The 16,450-nt window shown below is 71.1% G+C and carries 17 protein-coding genes and 1 tRNA gene; 6 read left to right on the forward strand and 12 right to left on the reverse strand.

From position 1 onward, the window contains the following. On the forward strand, nucleotides 1–332 hold a 332-nt coding region (locus JWN97_RS11765), incomplete at its 5' end, for an HNH endonuclease signature motif containing protein (RefSeq protein WP_297622703.1). A 4-nt stretch (nucleotides 333–336) separates the two neighbouring features. Beyond that, on the forward strand, nucleotides 337–744 hold the full coding sequence (locus JWN97_RS11770) for a cupin domain-containing protein (RefSeq protein WP_297622705.1): 408 nt from the start codon (nucleotides 337–339) through the stop codon (nucleotides 742–744). A 7-nt stretch (nucleotides 745–751) separates the two neighbouring features. Here JWN97_RS11770 and JWN97_RS11775 read toward each other — a convergent pair whose 3' ends face one another. The 6 genes from JWN97_RS11775 to JWN97_RS11800 all read right to left on the reverse strand — a co-directional run bounded on the left by JWN97_RS11775 (nucleotide 752) and on the right by JWN97_RS11800 (nucleotide 6,760). Continuing rightward, nucleotides 752–1,333 (reverse strand): LysR substrate-binding domain-containing protein, encoded by a 582-nt coding sequence (locus JWN97_RS11775; protein WP_297622707.1) that lies wholly within the window; start codon nucleotides 1,331–1,333, stop codon nucleotides 752–754. 29 nt (nucleotides 1,334–1,362) lie between these two features. Next, nucleotides 1,363–3,075, reverse strand: coding sequence for a BCCT family transporter (locus tag JWN97_RS11780; RefSeq protein ID WP_297622709.1), 1,713 nt, complete (start codon nucleotides 3,073–3,075; stop codon nucleotides 1,363–1,365). 73 nt (nucleotides 3,076–3,148) lie between these two features. After that, nucleotides 3,149–3,670 (reverse strand): hypothetical protein, encoded by a 522-nt coding sequence (locus tag JWN97_RS11785; protein WP_297622711.1) that lies wholly within the window; start codon nucleotides 3,668–3,670, stop codon nucleotides 3,149–3,151. Further along, nucleotides 3,667–4,683 carry a hypothetical protein gene (locus tag JWN97_RS11790; protein WP_297622713.1) on the reverse strand — a complete coding sequence of 339 codons (1,017 nt, stop codon included), beginning with the start codon at nucleotides 4,681–4,683 and terminating at the stop codon, nucleotides 3,667–3,669. The genes JWN97_RS11785 and JWN97_RS11790 overlap by 4 nt, the downstream gene beginning before the upstream one ends. Next, entirely contained in the window at nucleotides 4,683–5,030 is a 348-nt protein-coding gene (locus tag JWN97_RS11795) for a hypothetical protein (RefSeq protein ID WP_297622715.1), read from the reverse strand. Before JWN97_RS11795 ends, JWN97_RS11790 begins: the two co-directional genes overlap by 1 nt. Before the next feature lie 80 nt (nucleotides 5,031–5,110). Beyond that, nucleotides 5,111–6,760 (reverse strand): bifunctional 3'-5' exonuclease/DNA polymerase, encoded by a 1,650-nt coding sequence (locus JWN97_RS11800; protein ID WP_297622717.1) that lies wholly within the window; start codon nucleotides 6,758–6,760, stop codon nucleotides 5,111–5,113. An 88-nt stretch (nucleotides 6,761–6,848) separates the two neighbouring features. Here JWN97_RS11800 and JWN97_RS11805 point away from each other — a divergent pair, with 88 nt between their 5' ends. Both JWN97_RS11805 and JWN97_RS11810 read left to right on the forward strand, forming a co-directional pair. Beyond that, nucleotides 6,849–7,418: a hypothetical protein gene (locus tag JWN97_RS11805; RefSeq protein WP_297622719.1), complete on the forward strand. Its 570-nt coding sequence runs from the start codon at nucleotides 6,849–6,851 to the stop codon at nucleotides 7,416–7,418. Between the two features lie 177 nt (nucleotides 7,419–7,595). After that, on the forward strand, nucleotides 7,596–8,051 hold the full coding sequence (locus JWN97_RS11810) for a VanZ family protein (RefSeq protein ID WP_297622721.1): 456 nt from the start codon (nucleotides 7,596–7,598) through the stop codon (nucleotides 8,049–8,051). On the opposite strand, the gene JWN97_RS11815 is transcribed toward JWN97_RS11810, so the two are convergent. From JWN97_RS11815 to JWN97_RS11835, 5 genes are read right to left on the reverse strand one after another with little or no spacing between them, the layout of a single operon-like run. Beyond that, nucleotides 8,048–8,761 carry a gamma-glutamyl-gamma-aminobutyrate hydrolase family protein gene (locus JWN97_RS11815; RefSeq protein ID WP_297622723.1) on the reverse strand — a complete coding sequence of 238 codons (714 nt, stop codon included), beginning with the start codon at nucleotides 8,759–8,761 and terminating at the stop codon, nucleotides 8,048–8,050. The two genes, JWN97_RS11810 and JWN97_RS11815, sit on opposite strands and share 4 nt — an antisense overlap. Nucleotides 8,762–8,771: 10 nt before the next feature. Further along, nucleotides 8,772–9,551 carry a 3-oxoacyl-ACP reductase gene (locus tag JWN97_RS11820; RefSeq protein ID WP_297622726.1) on the reverse strand — a complete coding sequence of 260 codons (780 nt, stop codon included), beginning with the start codon at nucleotides 9,549–9,551 and terminating at the stop codon, nucleotides 8,772–8,774. A gap of 38 nt (nucleotides 9,552–9,589) precedes the next feature. Beyond that, a complete protein-coding gene (locus JWN97_RS11825; RefSeq protein ID WP_297622728.1) occupies nucleotides 9,590–10,942 on the reverse strand; it encodes an aldehyde dehydrogenase family protein in 1,353 nt (450 codons plus the stop codon). A gap of 3 nt (nucleotides 10,943–10,945) precedes the next feature. Then, entirely contained in the window at nucleotides 10,946–12,313 is a 1,368-nt protein-coding gene (locus JWN97_RS11830) for a glutamine synthetase family protein (RefSeq protein ID WP_297622730.1), read from the reverse strand. A gap of 30 nt (nucleotides 12,314–12,343) precedes the next feature. Beyond that, entirely contained in the window at nucleotides 12,344–13,078 is a 735-nt protein-coding gene (locus JWN97_RS11835) for an FCD domain-containing protein (protein WP_297622732.1), read from the reverse strand. A 136-nt stretch (nucleotides 13,079–13,214) separates the two neighbouring features. Between JWN97_RS11835 and JWN97_RS11840 the strand changes: the two genes are divergently transcribed. Further along, the gene (locus tag JWN97_RS11840) at nucleotides 13,215–14,789 is read left to right on the forward strand and encodes an amino acid permease (protein WP_297622734.1); all 1,575 of its coding nucleotides are present in this window, start codon (nucleotides 13,215–13,217) and stop codon (nucleotides 14,787–14,789) included. Nucleotides 14,790–14,901: 112 nt separating this feature from the next. On the opposite strand, the gene JWN97_RS11845 is transcribed toward JWN97_RS11840, so the two are convergent. Next, nucleotides 14,902–14,987: transfer RNA gene (locus tag JWN97_RS11845), tRNA-Leu, on the reverse strand. 81 nt (nucleotides 14,988–15,068) lie between these two features. Between JWN97_RS11845 and JWN97_RS11850 the strand changes: the two genes are divergently transcribed. After that, nucleotides 15,069–16,400 (forward strand): M20/M25/M40 family metallo-hydrolase, encoded by a 1,332-nt coding sequence (locus JWN97_RS11850; RefSeq protein ID WP_297622736.1) that lies wholly within the window; start codon nucleotides 15,069–15,071, stop codon nucleotides 16,398–16,400. Nucleotides 16,401–16,450: the final 50 nt, after the last annotated feature.

A 16,450-nucleotide genomic window follows, 5' to 3' on the forward strand; every position in this document is an offset into this window, starting at 1 on the left:
TGATCCGCGAACACGTCATCCTCAGAGACCGCACCTGCGTCTTCCCCTGGTGCGGCAGGCCGGCCAGGGGTTGCGACGTCGACCACGTCATCGCGCACGACCACACCGCCGCAGACGAGGCCCGACCACAGGCCGGCCCCACGAGCACGGACAACCTTGCCGCCCTGTGCCGGTTCCACCACCGCCTCAAGACCCACACCGCCTGGCACTACCGGATGCTCGATGCAGGGGTCTTCGAGTGGACCAGCCCCCACGGCCACCGCTACCGACGAGACACCACCGGCACCACCGCACTGGACCCACCCGACCCGCCACGGATCGTGGCACCCTGAACGTGTGAACGATGAGCTGCCGCGGCCCGTCCGGGTGTTCACGCCGGCCGACCTGGCTCCGTCGGATCCGACGGACGGCATGCAGCGCGCCCGCGCGTTCGAGCTGCCGCTGCTCTGGGCCGGTCAGGTCGAGACCGAGCCCGGGGCGGTGTCCGGCTGGCACCACCACGACCGCAACGAGTCGAGCCTGTACGTCGTTCGCGGCATCCTGCGCCTCGAGTTCGAAGGCTACGAGGGATACGTCGACGCCGGTCCGGGTGACTTCGTGCACGTTCCGTCGTGGACCGTCCACCGTGAGTCGAACCCCGGGCGCGAGCCGTCCTTGGCGGTCATAGCGCGGACCGGCGGCGGCATTCCGACGGTCAACGTCGATGGCCCCTCGGAGCCCGGCATGCGCCCGACCGACGAGTAGCAGCCACCTACCGCGAGGACCGGGCCGTGCGCCCCTTGGTCACCCCGACGAACGTCTGGGTCACCTCGTCGTCGCGCTCGAGCAGCCAGACGAGCGCGATCGTGGTCGGGTCGAGGTCGGAGACGACCCGGGTGACCACGTCCTTGCGCTGGTGGAGGCGCGCGATCGACATCGGCAGGATCACGACGCCGGTGCCGGCGGCGACCGTCTCGATCGCGTCCTGCTCGCTCATCGGCGGCCACTCGAGCTGCTCGGCGTCCGGCCGCCAGCCGCTCGCGTGGGGACGCACGAGCTGCTCGTCGACGAGGTCGGCGGTGCCGACCTCGTCGTCCGCGGCGGCCAGCAGGTGCTCGCGGGAGGCGACGGCGACCTGGACCTCGTCGTAGAGCCGGACGCAGTGCATGCCGTCGGTGTCCACGGGCAGCCGGACGATCGCCATGTCCAGGCTGCCGTCGCGGACGCCGCCGACCTGGTCGGCCTCCGTCACCGGCACGAGCTCGAGCGGCTCGCGGCGGTGCGAGCGCCAGTTGCGCGCCCACTTGTCCGGGGTCGCGCCGGTGACGAAGCCGATGCGCAGAGGATCCCTCATGGGAGCGACCCTACGGCGCGGTGGAGCGGTCAGGCCTCCGGGTCCTTCTCGACCGAGAGCACGAAGTCGTCGCCGTGCTCGGTGACGCCGGCGACCACGGCTGCCTCCACGGCCTCGATGGCGTACTGACGGCGTACGACGAGCGGGTCGGAGGAGAGATCCTTGACCAGTGCCACGGCCAGGGCGACCATCACGAGCACGAACGGCAGCGCCGCGATGATCGTGATCGTCTGGAGACCGCTCAGCGCGTCCTCACCGCCCGCGAGCAGCATGACCATCGCGACCAGGCCGGTCGCCACGCCCCAGAAGATCACCGTCGGCTTCCGCGGCTCCAGGGAGCCGTGCTCGGAGAGCGAGCCCATCACGATCGAGGCGGCGTCGGCCCCGGAGACGAAGAAGATCGCCACGAGCACCATCACCAGGATGCTGGACACGGTGGCGAGCGGGAACTGGTCGAGCACGGTGAACAGCTGCGTCTCGACGCCGCCGGCGCCGGCGATGTCGACACCGTCCTGCTGGAGCTTGATGGCGGCGCCGCCGAAGATGGCGAACCAGACCAGACTCACCAGGCTGGGGACCAGCAGCACGCCGGTGACGAACTGGCGGACGGTGCGCCCGCGGGAGATGCGGGCGATGAACATGCCCACGAAGGGCGTCCACGACAGCCACCACGCCCAGTAGAAGACGGTCCAGCCGGCCAGCCACTCGCTGACCTCGGCGCCCTCGGCGCCGGTGCGGGAGGCCATCTCCGGGAGCTGGTCGACGTAGCTGCCGAGCGCGGTCGGGAGCAGGTTGAGGATGAAGACGGTCGGGCCGACGACGAAGACGAAGGCGGCCAGCGCCAGCGCGAGGACCATGTTGATGTTGGAGAGCCACTGGATGCCCCGGGCGACGCCCGAGACAGCGGACAGCACGAAGGCGACGGTCAGCACGGCGATGATGCCGACGAGCACACGGTTGCCGGACACGCCGATGCCGCCGACGATCTCCAGGCCGCTGCGGATCTGGAGGGCGCCGAGGCCGAGCGAGGCGGCCGAGCCGAAGAGCGTCGCGAAGATCGCGAGCATGTCGATGACCTTGCCGGCCGGGCCGTGGGCGCGATGACCCAGGAGCGGCTCGAAGGCGGCGCTGATGAGCTGCACGCGGCCCTTGCGGTAGGTGCCGTACGCGATGGCGAGGCCGACGACGGCGTAGATCGCCCACGGGTGCAGGGTCCAGTGGAAGAGGGTGGTGGCCATCGCCGTCTGCGCGCTGCCGGTCTCGCCCGTGCCCGGTGGCGGGGTGGCGAAGTGGCTCACGGGCTCGCTCACGCCGTAGAACATCAGGCCGATGCCCATGCCGGCGCTGAACATCATCGCGATCCACGAGATGGTGCGGAACTCGGGCTGCTCGTCGTCGCGGCCGAGGGGGATGTTGCCGAAGCGACCCATCGCCAGCCAGATCACGAACACCACGAAGGCCGACGCGGTCAGCACGAAGACCCACCCGGTGTTGGTCATCGTCCAGGCCAGGCCCTTGCCCGAGGCGCTGCTCAGCGAGGCCGTGCTGACCAGGCCCCACACGAGGAAGCCGACGGCGAGAAGCGCGGTGACTCCGAAGACCACGGTGTCGAGGCCCGAGCCGCGTGGCTGGCCGGCTGGTTCGATCGAGGCGTCGAGGGCGGGGTGCAGGTCTTCGGACGGGGGCTGCGCGTCGGGACCAGCCGACGCGTCAACCTTGGGTGGTGCGTTGCGGATTGCCATCCTCCGACCAGACCAAGGATCGCGACCTCAAGCAAACCGAGGGTGCGGATCCTCGCTCAGATGGAGAGGAGACTCACACGATCCGTGCGTCCGATGCGAGGTGACGGCCCCAGGCGCGAGCGCGGTCGAGCTCGCCCTCCTCCAGCGGTCCGGCAGAGTCCTCGACGTAGAAGGACTCCGTGGCGACGACCTCGCCTATGTGGTGGTGCTCGGCCATCCTGCGGGCCGCCCGAGCCGCCGAACCGGGCAGCCTGCGCACCTGCGTGACCCGCGTGTCGAAGGTGGCCACGGCAGGGGAGGCGGCGGGAGCGGGCAGGCCGTCCAGCCACTCGCGGATGCCGACCAGGTCGTGGCCCGGCTCCGCGCCCTGGCTGTGCGCGTCGCGGCGGGTGGCGGCGCGACTCATCGAGAAGGCGTGGGTGGGGCCGCCGATCACGAGGAGGGCGACGTCACCGGGCAGGGGGGACGGTGCCTCGCCGACGTCGACGACGGTCACCTGAGCGCCGTCACCGACGCTGGCGATCCCCTGCGCAATGGCCTCGCCGATGGCGCGGGTGTTGCCCCAGTGGGACTCGTGGACCAGCAGGGTGTTCATCGCGGTGACCTCTCGGGATCGGAACGGGGATGGGGTGCGGTGGTGGCCAGGGGCGCGAAGGAGCGCAGCCACCGGGCCGCGAGCCCGAGGCTGGCGACCAGCAGGAGCAGGCTCGGACCCGCGTCGGGACCGAGGTGGACGTCCGAGCCCGTGACCAGTGCCACGACGGGCCCGGCCCAGAGTGCGGTGAAGAGCGTGACGATCTTGATCACCGCGACGGTCGCGAGCGGGGCTGCCGACGCGTGGTGGCGCAGCAGCAGCACGCCGACGGCGACGATGAGGGGGAGCACGATCGCGAGGTCGAGCCAGAAGACCGGGTAGGGAGCCCCGCCGACCCCCTCGGGATCGGGTCGGTCACCGCCGAGGGCGAAGGGGAGCAGCGCTGACAGCCAGAGCCCGGCGAAGAGCACTCCCGTGACGACCAGCATCCAGCCGGTGCCTCGCACGAGCCGCTCGGACGCGGCGCTCGCCGGCGGGCTCGACACCGCCACCCGGACCAGGCCGGTCACCAGTCCCGCGCCCGCGAGCGCCACGATGGCGACGTAGACGAGGAACATCCGGTTCATCGGGACACCCGTGACGTAGATCAGGTAGCTGTAGACGAGGTAGCCCAGCAGGCCCAGGCGGACGAGGTCGACCGCCGTGCTGAGCACCGGACGACGCACGAGCGCGAGCATCAGCACGGCGACGAGGATGCTGCACGCGTCCTGGGCGCGTGCGGCGGCCACGGTCGCGTCGGGCAGCGAGTGGTAGGGCGAGGTCGCCAGGAGGCCGTAGGCGGACGCTGCCACGACGAGGACGGACAGCAGCAGCGTGGACCGGAGCACCACTCCGGTGCGGGCCACGCCCTGGACCGTCCGCAACGGCCGTGCCGGACCGGAGGTGTGCGGTGCCGAGGGGGAGTGGGTACGACGACCGGGGCCCGCCAGGGCCGGCCAGTCGGCCACGGCGCTCGGGACGAGCAGGGCGAGCGCGGGCAGGCTCCACAGCCAGAACCCGAAGCCGAAGGACATCAGCAGCACGTGGAAGCGATCACCCCGACCCAGCCGGCACGCGCGGCGGCGGCGCCACGGAGCAGCAGCAGGCCGAGGGTGACCTCGCCACCGGCCAGCAGGAGGAACCACGGGATCGGCTGCGACATCACCACGTCGTGCCAGGCGTCGGTCACGAACGGCCAGAACGCGCCGTCCGCGAAGGTCCGGTAGGTCTCGGGGTCGGCCGCGACGATGCCGGCGTTGATGCCGCCCATCACGAGGTAGAAGCCGCCGACGAAGCGGCGTACGGACGAGGCGCGCGTGCCGACGCGACCCACGGTGCTCGCGGTGACGGTCCTGGTGCGGTGCTCGAGCGTGGAGCTCACGGCTGCCTCCTTGCCTCCACGACCAGCGTCCCCGAGAGCTCCGGTCACGGGCAGGGGCGATGGTCGGGGCAGGCCGGGACCTAGGTCCCGGGCTTGCCGGCGTCTGCGTAGGACTGCACGACGGAGATGGTGAGCGGGAAGTCGACGTCCAGCTCGCGGAAGAGCAGCGCGCCGGCCGTCGCCGCAGCGGAGGTGAGCTCGGCACCCACCGCGTCGGCGAGGGCGGCCGGCGCGTGGACCACGACCTCGTCGTGGAGGAAGAGCACCAGGTGCGGCCGGGCGTCGAGCGGACCGTCGCCGCCGAGCCGCCAGAGCCGGTTGCGCAGGTCGGCGATCCAGCACAGGGCCCACTCCGCTCCGGTGCCCTGGACGATGAAGTTGCGGGTGAAGCGGCCGTAGGCGCGGCGGCGACGGTCCTGGTCGTCGAGGTCGGCCGGAGGTGCGTCGGGCGACTCGTCCCACGTGCCACCCAGCGCCGGGCTGCCGCGACCGAGCAGCGTGCGCACGACCTGGCCGCGCTCGCCGGCCCGCGCCGCCTCCTCGACGAGCCCGAAGGCCGCTGGGTAGCGGCGGGTCAGTCCGGCGACCATCCGGCCGCTCTCACCGCTCGTGGCGCCGTACATCGCGCCGAGCAGGCCGAGCTTGGCGTCCTGCCGGGTCGCGACGGCGCCGTCGTCGACCATCCCCTGATAGAGGTCGGCACCCCGGGCGGCCCGGGCCAACGCGCGGTCGCGGCTCATGCCGGCGAGCACGCGCGGCTCGAGCTGCGCGACGTCGGCGACGACCAGGACCCAGCCCTCGTCGGCGACGGCGGCCGACCTGACCTGCACCGGGAACGACAGGGCGCCGCCGCCGTTGGACGACCAGCGGCCGGTCGTCGAGCCCGCGGGCTGGTAGGACGGCCGGAAGCGGCCGCCGCTCACCCACTCGTCGACCCACGCCCAGCCGTTGGTCTGGAAGAGGTGTGCCAGCTTCTTGTAGCGCAGCAGCGGGGCGATCGCCGGGTGGTCCACCGCCTGCAGGGTCGACGCGCGGATGTCGGCCACCTCGAACCCCGCCCGCCGGAGGGCCGCCAGCAGCTCGGGGCGCGAGTCGGGGTTGAGCGCGGGGGAGTCGAGGGAGCGGCGGACCTCGGCCACCAGCTCGTCCAGCAGCTGCGGGCGCGCGCCACGAGGAGGTCGCGGCCCCAGGAGCTCTGCGAGCAGCCGCTCATGGACGTCGAGGCGCCACGGCACGCCGGCGTACGTCATCTCAGCGGCGACGAGCGCACCTGCGGACTCGGCTGCCACGAGCAGTCCCAGCCGGGCGGCCTCGGGGGAGCCCGCGACCGCGGCGAGCTGCCTCTCGTCCTCGCGGTCGGCGCGCAGGTGCTCGGCGGTGTCGTCCGCGCTGAAGAGGGTGGGATGGCTCGGCGCCGCGGCCGGCCCGAGGCGGTCCCAGTGGGCCGATCCGTCGCCGTCGAGCAGCCGACCGTCGACCGCCGGCGCGCGGCGCAGCAGGTGGTGGCACAGGCGGAGGTCCTGGCAGCGAGCGACGCGGACGCCGGCGGCGAGCAGCGAGGGATACCAGCGCGCGGTGTCGTCCCACACCCAACGTGGCGGCCCGGCAGCGTCGGCCTCGCGCCCGGCGACGTACGCCGGCAGCGCCGCGAGGTCGATCACCTGCTCCGCGTCACCGTCGACGACGAGCACGCGCTCGCCGTGGAGGCGGGAGAGGGAGATCCGGGTCACGGGGACAGCCTCGCGGACGCCTCGGACAACTGCGACGGACTTGGTGATTCGGGCGCGGCGAGCCGCTCGAAAACATAGGGTCACGGCCATGTTGCGCAGCATCGTCGTCCTGTCGGCCCTGGCCGCCACCGTGTCGTTGGCCGGGTGTGCCCCGACCGAGACGGAGAACGAGCCGGTCACGGCGAAGGTGCTGGAGGTCAGCGCCAAGGGGCCCGTGATCAAGGGCACCGGCTACACCGTCCACGCGCCCAAGGGCTGGGGCGTGAAGAAGGTCCGGATCCCCGGGTTCGGGCGGGCCGACAAGCACGTCTTCGACCTGGGCGACCACGACGGCTTCACCGACAACTTCAGCGTGGTCGTCGCACCTGAGGGCGCCTACGACGTCGAGCGGATGGATGCTGCCGCGCTCAACGAGATGGGCACCGTCGGCGCCCGCAACCGTCGCGCGCGGACTCCCGTGGTGGTGGCGGGGGATCCCACCACCCACGTGTCCGGCCGGATGACGAAGAACCGCGTCAAGTACGCCGTGGAGCAGTACCACCCGATCCACGACGACCAGGTGTACGTCGTGACGTTCTCGTTCAGCCCCGGGCTCGGCCGCGCCACCCGCGAGAAGACGGCCGAGGCGGTCCTCAACACCTGGACCTGGACGTCGTAGCCGTCCGGCTCAGGCCTCAGTCCAGCTCGAGCACGGCGGAGACGGGTCGGCGAGGCGTCCGGGCGAGCTCGTCGCGACCGATCGACTGCCACCCGATGCGGACCAGGATGAAGGGGTGCGCCAGCCCGCCGACCCCCGGCGAGGCCCTCCCGCGGACCCGACCCGGATGATGGTCGCGTGCTGCACCGACATCCCTTCCTGAGCCTGCTGACGTTCCTCTACCTGGGCTTCGTCGGTCTGGTCACCCTGACGCCGGGCTCGGACCAGCCCGACTACTCGGGCCTGGCGGCGCGGGTCCTTGCCCGGCTGGAGCGCTACCGCGACCTCGACCCGTTGACGAGCCGCCTGAGCGTCGAGCGCATCGAGTTCCTCGCCAACGTCGGCCTCTTCGTGCCGCTGGGCGTCTTCCTGCTGCTGCTCGTCGGCACCCGCCTGTGGCTGGTCGCCCTCGCCGCGGGCATCGTGCTCACCTCGGTGATCGAGAACGTCCAGCGCTCCATCCCGGGTCGGGTGTCGGACCCCCGCGACGTCGCGGCCAACTCGATCGGGATGTTCATCGGCGTCGCGGTGGCGCTCGTGCTGACGCTGCCGGCAGCCCTGCGCCGGCGCCGGGAGCGGCAGGACCAGCGCTAGGAGCGTCCGGCGTGCTCGCGCGCCGCCGCCACGAGTCCGGCCATCAGCCCGACCTCGACACGCGTCTCGGGGTGCCACTGGACGGCGAGGCAGTAGCGGTCGCCGGGGGCCTCCATCGCCTCCACGGTCCCGTCCGTGGCGCGCGCGACGGCCGTGAAGCCGGGATGCCTGGCCACCGACTGGTGGTGGTGGCAGCTGACCTCGACGCGGGGGCCGACGAGGCCCGCGAGCCGGGAGCCCGGCTCGGTGTCCACCTCGACGGTGCCGTACTCGTCGCCGCCGGGGGAGTGCCTCTCGTGACCGACGAGGTCGGGCGTGTGCTGGTCGAGCGAGCCCCCCGCGTGCACGGCCATCAGCTGCATCCCCCGGCAGATCCCGAGCACCGGCAGTCCTGCTGCGTCGGCCGCGGTGAGCAGCGCGAGCTCCCAGGCGTCGCGCTCGGGCTGCCAGCCCGCGGTCTGCGGGTGCGGCGAGGCGCCGTACCTCCCCGGGTCGACGTCGGCGCCACCCGAGACGACGAGGGCGTCGATGCGGGACACGACCCTCTCGGCCGCGTCCGGCAGGGCCACGGGAGGCAGCAGCAGGGGCACCCCGCCGGCGGTCTCCACCGCCACGGCGTACTCCGTGGGCAGCACGTCGGCGCGGGTGGTCCACACCCCCCACGCCGCGGTCTGGCGGTAGGTCGTCAGCCCGACGACCGGGGCATCCATCGCCGCCCGCTCAGAGGGGAGTGACGTAGGCGCCGGAGATGCCGCCGTCCACGAGGAACGTGTTGGCCGTCATGAAGCTCGACTCGTCGGAGGCGAGGAAGAGCACGGCGTTGGCCATCTCCTCGGGCTCGGCGAACCGACCCATCGGCACGTGCACCAGCCGACGGGCCGCGCGCTCGGCGTCGCTCGCGAAGAGCTCCTTGAGCAGCGGTGTGTTGACGGGACCGGGGCACAGGGCGTTGACCCGCACGCCCTCGCGGGCGAACTGCACGCCGAGCTCGCGGGACATCGACAGGACGCCGCCCTTGGAGGCGGAGTAGGAGATCTGCGAGGTCGCGGCGCCCATCACGGCCACGAAGGACGCGGTGTTGATGATCGAGCCGCGCTTCTGCTCGAGCATGTAGGGGAGGGCCGCCTTGCAGCAGAGGTAGACGCTGGTCAGGTTGACCTCCTGCACCCTCCGCCAGGCGTCGAGGTCGGTGTCGAGGATCGAGTCGTCCTCCGGCGGGGAGATGCCGGCGTTGTTGAAGGCGATGTCGACCGAGCCGTAGGTGTCCTTCGCCGTCCGGAACAGGGCGTCGACCTCGTCCTTCGAGGTCACGTCGACGTGCACGTACGTCGCCACGTCCGCGCCGCCGAGCTCGGTGACCAGCGCCTCGCCCGCAGCGTCGTCGATGTCGCCGATCACGACGCGCGCTCCCTCCTCGACGAAGCGTCGTACGGTCGCCAGGCCGATGCCGCTGCAACCGCCTGTGACGACGGCCGTGCGGCCCTCGATGCGTCCTGCCATGGGTGGGTTCCTTGCCTTTCGGAGCTGGATCCTGGGGATCAGTGGGCGATGAAGACGTTCTTCTCCTCGGTGAACGCGTTCGGCGCGTCCGGCCCGAGCTCGCGGCCGAGGCCGGACTGCTTGTAGCCGCCGAAGGGCGTCCAGTAGCGCACCGAGGAGTGGCTGTTGACCGAGAGGTTCCCGGCCTCGACGCGGCGGGCGACCCGCAGCGCGCGACCGATGTCGGTGGTGAAGATCGAGCCGGAGAGGCCGTAGTCGGAGTCGTTGGCCAGCGCCACGGCCTCGTCTTCGTCGTCGAAGGGCATGACGGCGACGACCGGGCCGAAGACCTCCTCGCGCCACACCGGCTCGCTGGTGTCGGTGGACTCGACCACGGTCGGTGGCAGCCACCAGCCGGGACCGTCGGGTGCGCTGCCGGTGAAGGCGACGGTGGCGTCGTCGAGGTAGCGCTGCACGGTGTCGCGCTGCGCCGCCGAGACCATCGGCCCCATCTCGCTGCGCTCGTCCGCGGGGTCCAGCACCCGGAAGTCGGTGACCGCCGTCTGCAGGCGGCCCACGAACTCGTCGTACGCCGATCGCTGCACGAGGATCCGCGAGCGTGCGCAGCAGTCCTGGCCCGCGTTGTCGAAGACGGCGTACGGCGCGCTGGCGGCCGCCGCCGCGACGTCGGTGTCGGCGAAGACGATGTTGGCGCTCTTGCCGCCGAGCTCGAGGGTCACCCGCTTCACCTGGTCCGCGCAGCCGGCCATGATCTGCTTGCCGACACCGGTGGAGCCGGTGAAGCAGACCTTGCGGACGAGCGGGTGCGTGACGAAGCGCTCGCCGACGACCGAGCCCTTGCCGGGGATGACGTTGAGGACGCCCTCGGGAAGGCCGGCCACGAGCGCGAGCTCGCCGATCCGGATCGCCGTCAACGGGGTCAGCTCCGCCGGCTTGAGCACGACGGTGTTGCCGGCGGCGAGGGCCGGGGCGAAGCCCCACGCGGCGATCGGCATCGGGAAGTTCCAGGGGACGATGATGCCCACGACGCCCAGGGGCTCGTGGAACGTCACGTCGGTGCCGCCGGCAACCGGGATCTGGCGCCCGAAGAGCCGTTCCGGCGCCGCCGAGTAGTAGTTGAGGCAGTCGCGGACGTTGCCGGCCTCCCAGCGGGCGTTGCCGATCGTGTGCCCCGCGTTGAGCACCTCCAGCTGGGCGAGCTCCTCGAGGTGCTCGTCGATGACCGCGGCGAAGGCCCGCAGCAGGCGGGCGCGTTCGCCGGGGGCCACGTCGCGCCATGCCGGGAAGGCGTCGTGCGCCCGCGCGATGGCGGTGTCGGCGTCCTCGAGGGAGGCCGAGGCGGGGGAGGAGTCGAGCTCCACGCCGGTGGTCGGGTTGATCAGGGTGCTCATCCCTCAGAGCCTTTCGAAGCCGCGCACGAGCTCCCAGTCGGTCACGGCGGCGTTGTACGCCGCCAGCTCGATGTCCGCCATGTTGGCGTAGTGGTCCACGACCTCGTCGCCCAGGGCCGCACGGACGACGGCCGAGCCGTGGAACGCCTCACGCGCCGCGCCCATCGTGTTCGGCACCCGCGGCTTGTCGGAGGCGTACGCGTTGCCGGTCAGCTCGGGCTCGAGCTCGAGCTCGTGGTCGATGCCGTGCAGTCCGCCCGCGATCATGGCGGCCAGCGCGAGGTAGGGGTTGGCGTCCGCCCCGGGGATGCGGTTCTCCATCCGCGCGCCGGCTCCACGGCCCACCAACCGCACGGCACAGGTGCGGTTGTCGAGGCCCCAGCCGAGGGTCGTGGGGGCGAAGGAACCGTCGGCGAAGCGCTTGTAGGAGTTGATGTTGGGCGCGAAGAACAGCGTGTAGTCCGCCGCGGTGGCCAGCACGCCCGCGATGAACCTGTCGTAGAGCGGCGTGCGCGCGTCGGAGTCCTTGTCCCAGAACACCAGCTCGCCGTCGTCGCCGCGCAGCGACAGGTGGATGTGGCACGAGTTGCCCTCGCGCTCGTTGGGCTTGGCCATGAACGTCACGGACTTGCCGTGCTGCGCCGCGATCTCCTTCGCCGCGTTCTTGTAGACGACGTGGTTGTCGGCGGTGGTGAGCGCGTCGTTGAAGAGGAAGCCGACCTCGTGCTGGCCGAAGTTGCACTCGCCCTTCGCGCCCTCGACGTCCAGGCCCGCGGCGTACATGTGGTTGCGGATGTCGCGCAGCAGTGGCTCGACGCGGGTGGTGCCGAGGATGGAGTAGTCGACGTTGTACTGGTTGGCCGGGGTGAGGTCGCGGTAGCGCTTGCGCCACGCCTCCTCGTAGGTGTCGTCGTAGACGACGAGCTCCAGCTCGGTCCCGGCCATCGCGACGAGTCCGCGCTCGGCCAGCTTGTCCAGCTGGGCCTTGAGGATCGATCGCGGGGACGCCACCACCGGACCGTGGTCGGCCCACTCCAGGTCGCACTGGACCATCGCCGTGCCGGGCAGCCACGGCAGCAGGCGGATGGTCTGCTCGTCCAGCACGAGCTCCATGTCGCCGTAGCCCTTGTCCCACGAGGTCATCGCATAGCCGTCCACGGTGTTCATGTCGACGTCGACGGCCAGCAGGTAGTTGCAGCCCTCGGTCCCGTGCCCGGCGACGTGGTCGAGGAAGTAGCGCCCGTGCAGCCGCTTGCCCTGCAACCGGCCCTGCATGTCGGTGAAGGCGACGACGACGGTGTCGACCTCCCCGGCGTCGATGCGCTGCCGCAGGGCGTCCATGTCCAGGTGGCGGTCGTTGCGAGTGCTCACGTGCTCTCCTTCTCCAGTCAGGCGTGCGGGTCAGACGAGCAGGCCGCGCAGGAGCGCGGCGGTGTCGTCGCAGTGGTCCTCCATCACCTTGCGGGCGCGGTCGGGGCGCCCGTTGAGGATGGCCGTGCAGATGAGCCGGTGCTGGCGGTGCGAGTGCCCGATGTTGGGCTCGAGCGCCGGGATCGCCGCGAGCATCGAGTCGAGGGTCGACTGCACCGAGGTGACCGCCTCCTGGAGCCGGTCCGAGCCGCTGAGCGACGCGATGGTCAGGTGGAGGCGCGAGTCGGCCTGGCGGTGGGCCCGCTTGCCGGACGCGTCCTGCACGGCCGCCTCGGACGCGGTGAGCCGTTCGCGGTCGGCCGCGGAGAGCTCGAGCGAGGCGGCGAGGTGGGCCGCGCCGGGCTCGACGACGCGACGGAACTCCAGGGCGTCGAGCCAATCGGACTTGGTGGTGTGGGAGAGCCGGGACAGGCCGCCCCGGAAGCGCCCCCGCGCCGGCGACGTCACCGTCGAGCCGCCGCCACGGCCGCGGCGGGTCTCCACGAGCCCCGCCTCCCGCAGCGCGGCGATGGCCTCGCGCAGGGTGGCCCGGCTGACGGCCAGGCGCTCGGCGAGCTCCCGCTCGGGCGGCAGCAGGCTGCCGACGGGATAGACCCCGAGCCGGATCGCGGTCGCGAGCTGCTCCACGCATCCCTCGAAGGCGTGGTGCCCGCGCACCGGCCGGAGCACCGCCGAGGTGAGGTGCTCGTGCGGCTGCGCGGTCATGCGGGCCAGTCTGTGCAGGTTGGCCCCGGACGTCAATGGTCGGAGTTCAGACCAATTTTTCGTCAGGCCTCTTTACGGCCGGTCCCGCGCGGCCCTACGGTGCCGAGCAACCACTGACGCCCCGAGAGGTGTGCCCATGTCCGCAGCAGAGTCCGCGCCCGAGCGAGAACTCACCGATGACGAGAAGCACCTGGCCAGGCTGGGTTACTCGCAAGAGCTCAGTCGGAGCTGGTCGAGCTTCTCCAACTTCGCCATCTCGTTCTCCATCATCTCGATCCTCGCCGGATGCCTGACCACCTACGGAGCAGGTATCGCGAACGGCGGACCGGTCTCGATCTCGTGGTCGTGGCCGATCATCTCGGTCTTCATCCTGATCATCGGCTTCACGATGTCCGAGTTGGTGTCGGCCATGCCGACCTCCGGGGGGATCTACTACTGGGCGTCCAAGCTCGGTGGTCCCGCAGCCGGGTTCTTCACCGGCTGGTTGAACCTGATCGGCCTCGTGGCCGTGACCGCGTCGGTCGCCTACGGGTGTGCCACCTTCTTCGAGCTCACCTTCCTGGCCTGGGGCTGGGCCGACGAGTTCTCGCTCAACGTGGTCTTCGTGATCTTCCTGGTGATCTTGACGTTCATCACAGTGGTGAACATCTTCTCCAGCCACCTGCTCGCGGTGATCAACAACGTCTCGGTGTGGTGGCACGTCGCCGGCGCGGCATTCCTCGTCGGCGTGCTCATCATCGTGCCGGACCAGCACCTCAGCGTCTCGCAGGTCTTCACCGACAAGTTCAACGGCTCCGGATGGGCGGACGGGTCGACGAGCAGCCTCGTGTACTTCCTGGCGATCATCCCGTTCGGCTTCATCCTCACCCAGTACACGATCACCGGGTTCGACGCCTCGGTGCACCTGTCCGAGGAGACCCAGGGCGCGGCGAACTCGGCCGCCAAGGGCATCTGGCAGTCGATCTTCTACTCCGCCGTCGGCGGCTACATCCTGCTGCTCGCCGTCACCTTCGCGATCCCGCAGGTCGACGGGGTTCCTGACTACGCGAGCATCCCCGCCGGCGGTGTCGCCTACGTCTTCGACACCGCTCTGGGGTCGACGTGGGGTGGGTTGCTGCTGTTCATCTCGTCGTGCGCGCAGCTCTTCTGCGCGACGGCCTGCCTGACCTCGACGTCGCGGATGATGTTCGCGTTCAGCCGCGACCGGGCTGTTCCCGGCTCGCGCTTCTGGTCGAAGGTCAACGCGCAGCGGACCCCGGCCAACGCCGTGATCTTCGCGGCCGTCCTGGGCGCGATCATCACGCTCCCGGCACTGAAGTCGGTCAACGGCATCCCGACGGCGTTCTACGCGGTCACGTCCGTCTCGGTCATCGGCCTCTACTTCTCCTTCGCGATCCCGATCTACCTGCGCTGGCGTGCCGGCGACTCGTTCGAGGTCGGGACCTGGAACAACGGCAGCAAGTACAAGTGGATGAACCTCGTCGCCGTGATCGAGATCGTCGTCGTCGGCATCATGCTGATGCTCCCGACGTCGCCGTTCGGCGCGCCGTGGCGAGACGAGTTCGACTGGGCGGCAGTCAACTACGCACCGCTCATGGTGCTCGGCGTGCTGCTGGTGCTGGCCCTCTGGTGGACGCTCTCCGCGAGGAAGTGGTTCACCGGGCCCGTGCGGACGATCGACCAGGCCGTCGTCGACGCCTTCAAGGACTGATCGGCGGCACATCACACACGTGGACGAAGGACCCCGGGTCGGTGACCCGGGGTCCTTCGTCGTACGTGCTCCGAAATGAAGAAAAGGCTCCGTGGAGCCGGAGCCTTCTCAGTGTCCGAGGGGGGACTTGAACCCCCACGCCCTAATACGGGCACTAGCACCTCAAGCTAGCGCGTCTGCCAATTCCGCCACCCGGACGAGTGCTGGAGAACAGTAGCAAAACGGTCGGCTCGACATTCAATCGGGGACGATGCTGCCTTCTGGGGCAGGATGGACGGCATGGACGACCGCTCCGCAACGCCTTCCCGGGACCTCTCCTACGACCCTGCAGCCGAGGTGGTGCAGCTGTGCCAGGAGCTGATCCGCATCGACACCTCCAACTACGGCACCGACGACGGGCCGGGGGAGCGCAAGGCGGCCGAGTACGTCGCCGCGCTGCTCGACGAGGTCGGGATCGAGAGCCAGGTCATCGAGGGCAGGCCCGGTCGGGCCAACGTCGTCGCGCGCTGGGGCGGTGGTGACGGCCGGGCCCCGCTGCTGCTCCACGGCCACCTCGACGTCGTACCCGCCGAGGCGTCCGACTGGCAGGTCGACCCCTTCAGCGGGGAGATCAAGGACGGCCAGGTGTGGGGCCGAGGCGCGGTCGACATGAAGGACTTCGACGCAATGCTGCTCAGCGTCGTGCGCGCCCGCGCTGCTGCAGACGCCGCCCCCGACCGCGAGGTCGTGCTGTGCTTCACCGCCGACGAGGAGGCGGGCGGCCACTCCGGTGCCGGACGCCTGGTCGAGGACCACGCCGACCTGTTCGCCGACTGCACCGAGGCCGTCGGCGAGGTGGGCGGCTTCTCCGCCACCGTGCGCGGACGGCGGGTCTACCTCATCGAGGCCGCCGAGAAGGGCATGGCCTGGATGCGGCTCACCGCGCGTGGCCGGGCCGGGCACGGCTCGATGATCAACGACGACAACGCGGTCACGCGGCTCGCCGGGGCGGTCGCCCGCATCGGCGCGCACCAGTGGCCGGTGCGACTGACCCCGACCATGGAGGTCCTGCTGGCCACGGTCGCCGAGCTCGCCGGCACCGAGGCCACCCCGGACAACGCCGAGGCACTCGTGGAGGAGTTCGGCGACGCGGCCCGCATGCTCGGCGCGGTCATCCGCAACACCGCCAACCCCACGATGATCAAGGCCGGCTACAAGACCAACGTCATCCCCACCGACGCGCAGGCCACGATCGACGGCCGCTTCCTGCCGGGCTACGAGGACGAGTTCTTCGCGACCCTGCACCAGCTGGCCGGCGACGGGATCGAGTTCGACTTCGAGTCCAAGCAGGACCCCTGGGAGACGCCGTACGACGGTGACCTGGTGACCGCGATGAGCCGCAGCCTGCTCGCCGAGGACCCGGACGCCCTTGTCGCGCCCTACCTCATGAGCGGGGGCACCGACGCCAAGCACTTCCGCAGGCTCGACATGCGCTCCTACGGCTTCGCGCCGCTGCGGCTGCCCGCCGACCTCGACTTCACCGCGCTCTTCCACGGCGTCGACGAGCGAGTGCCCGTGGACGCGCTCGAGTTCGGTGCGCGGGTGTTCGACCGGTTCCTCGACCAGGTCTGAGCACCTCGGTGCGGTGATCTGCACGTCCGACCGCGGTCTCGGCAACTGTT

The organism is Nocardioides sp., from assembly GCF_025965415.1.
Classification (GTDB): Bacteria; Actinomycetota; Actinomycetes; order Propionibacteriales; family Nocardioidaceae; genus Nocardioides.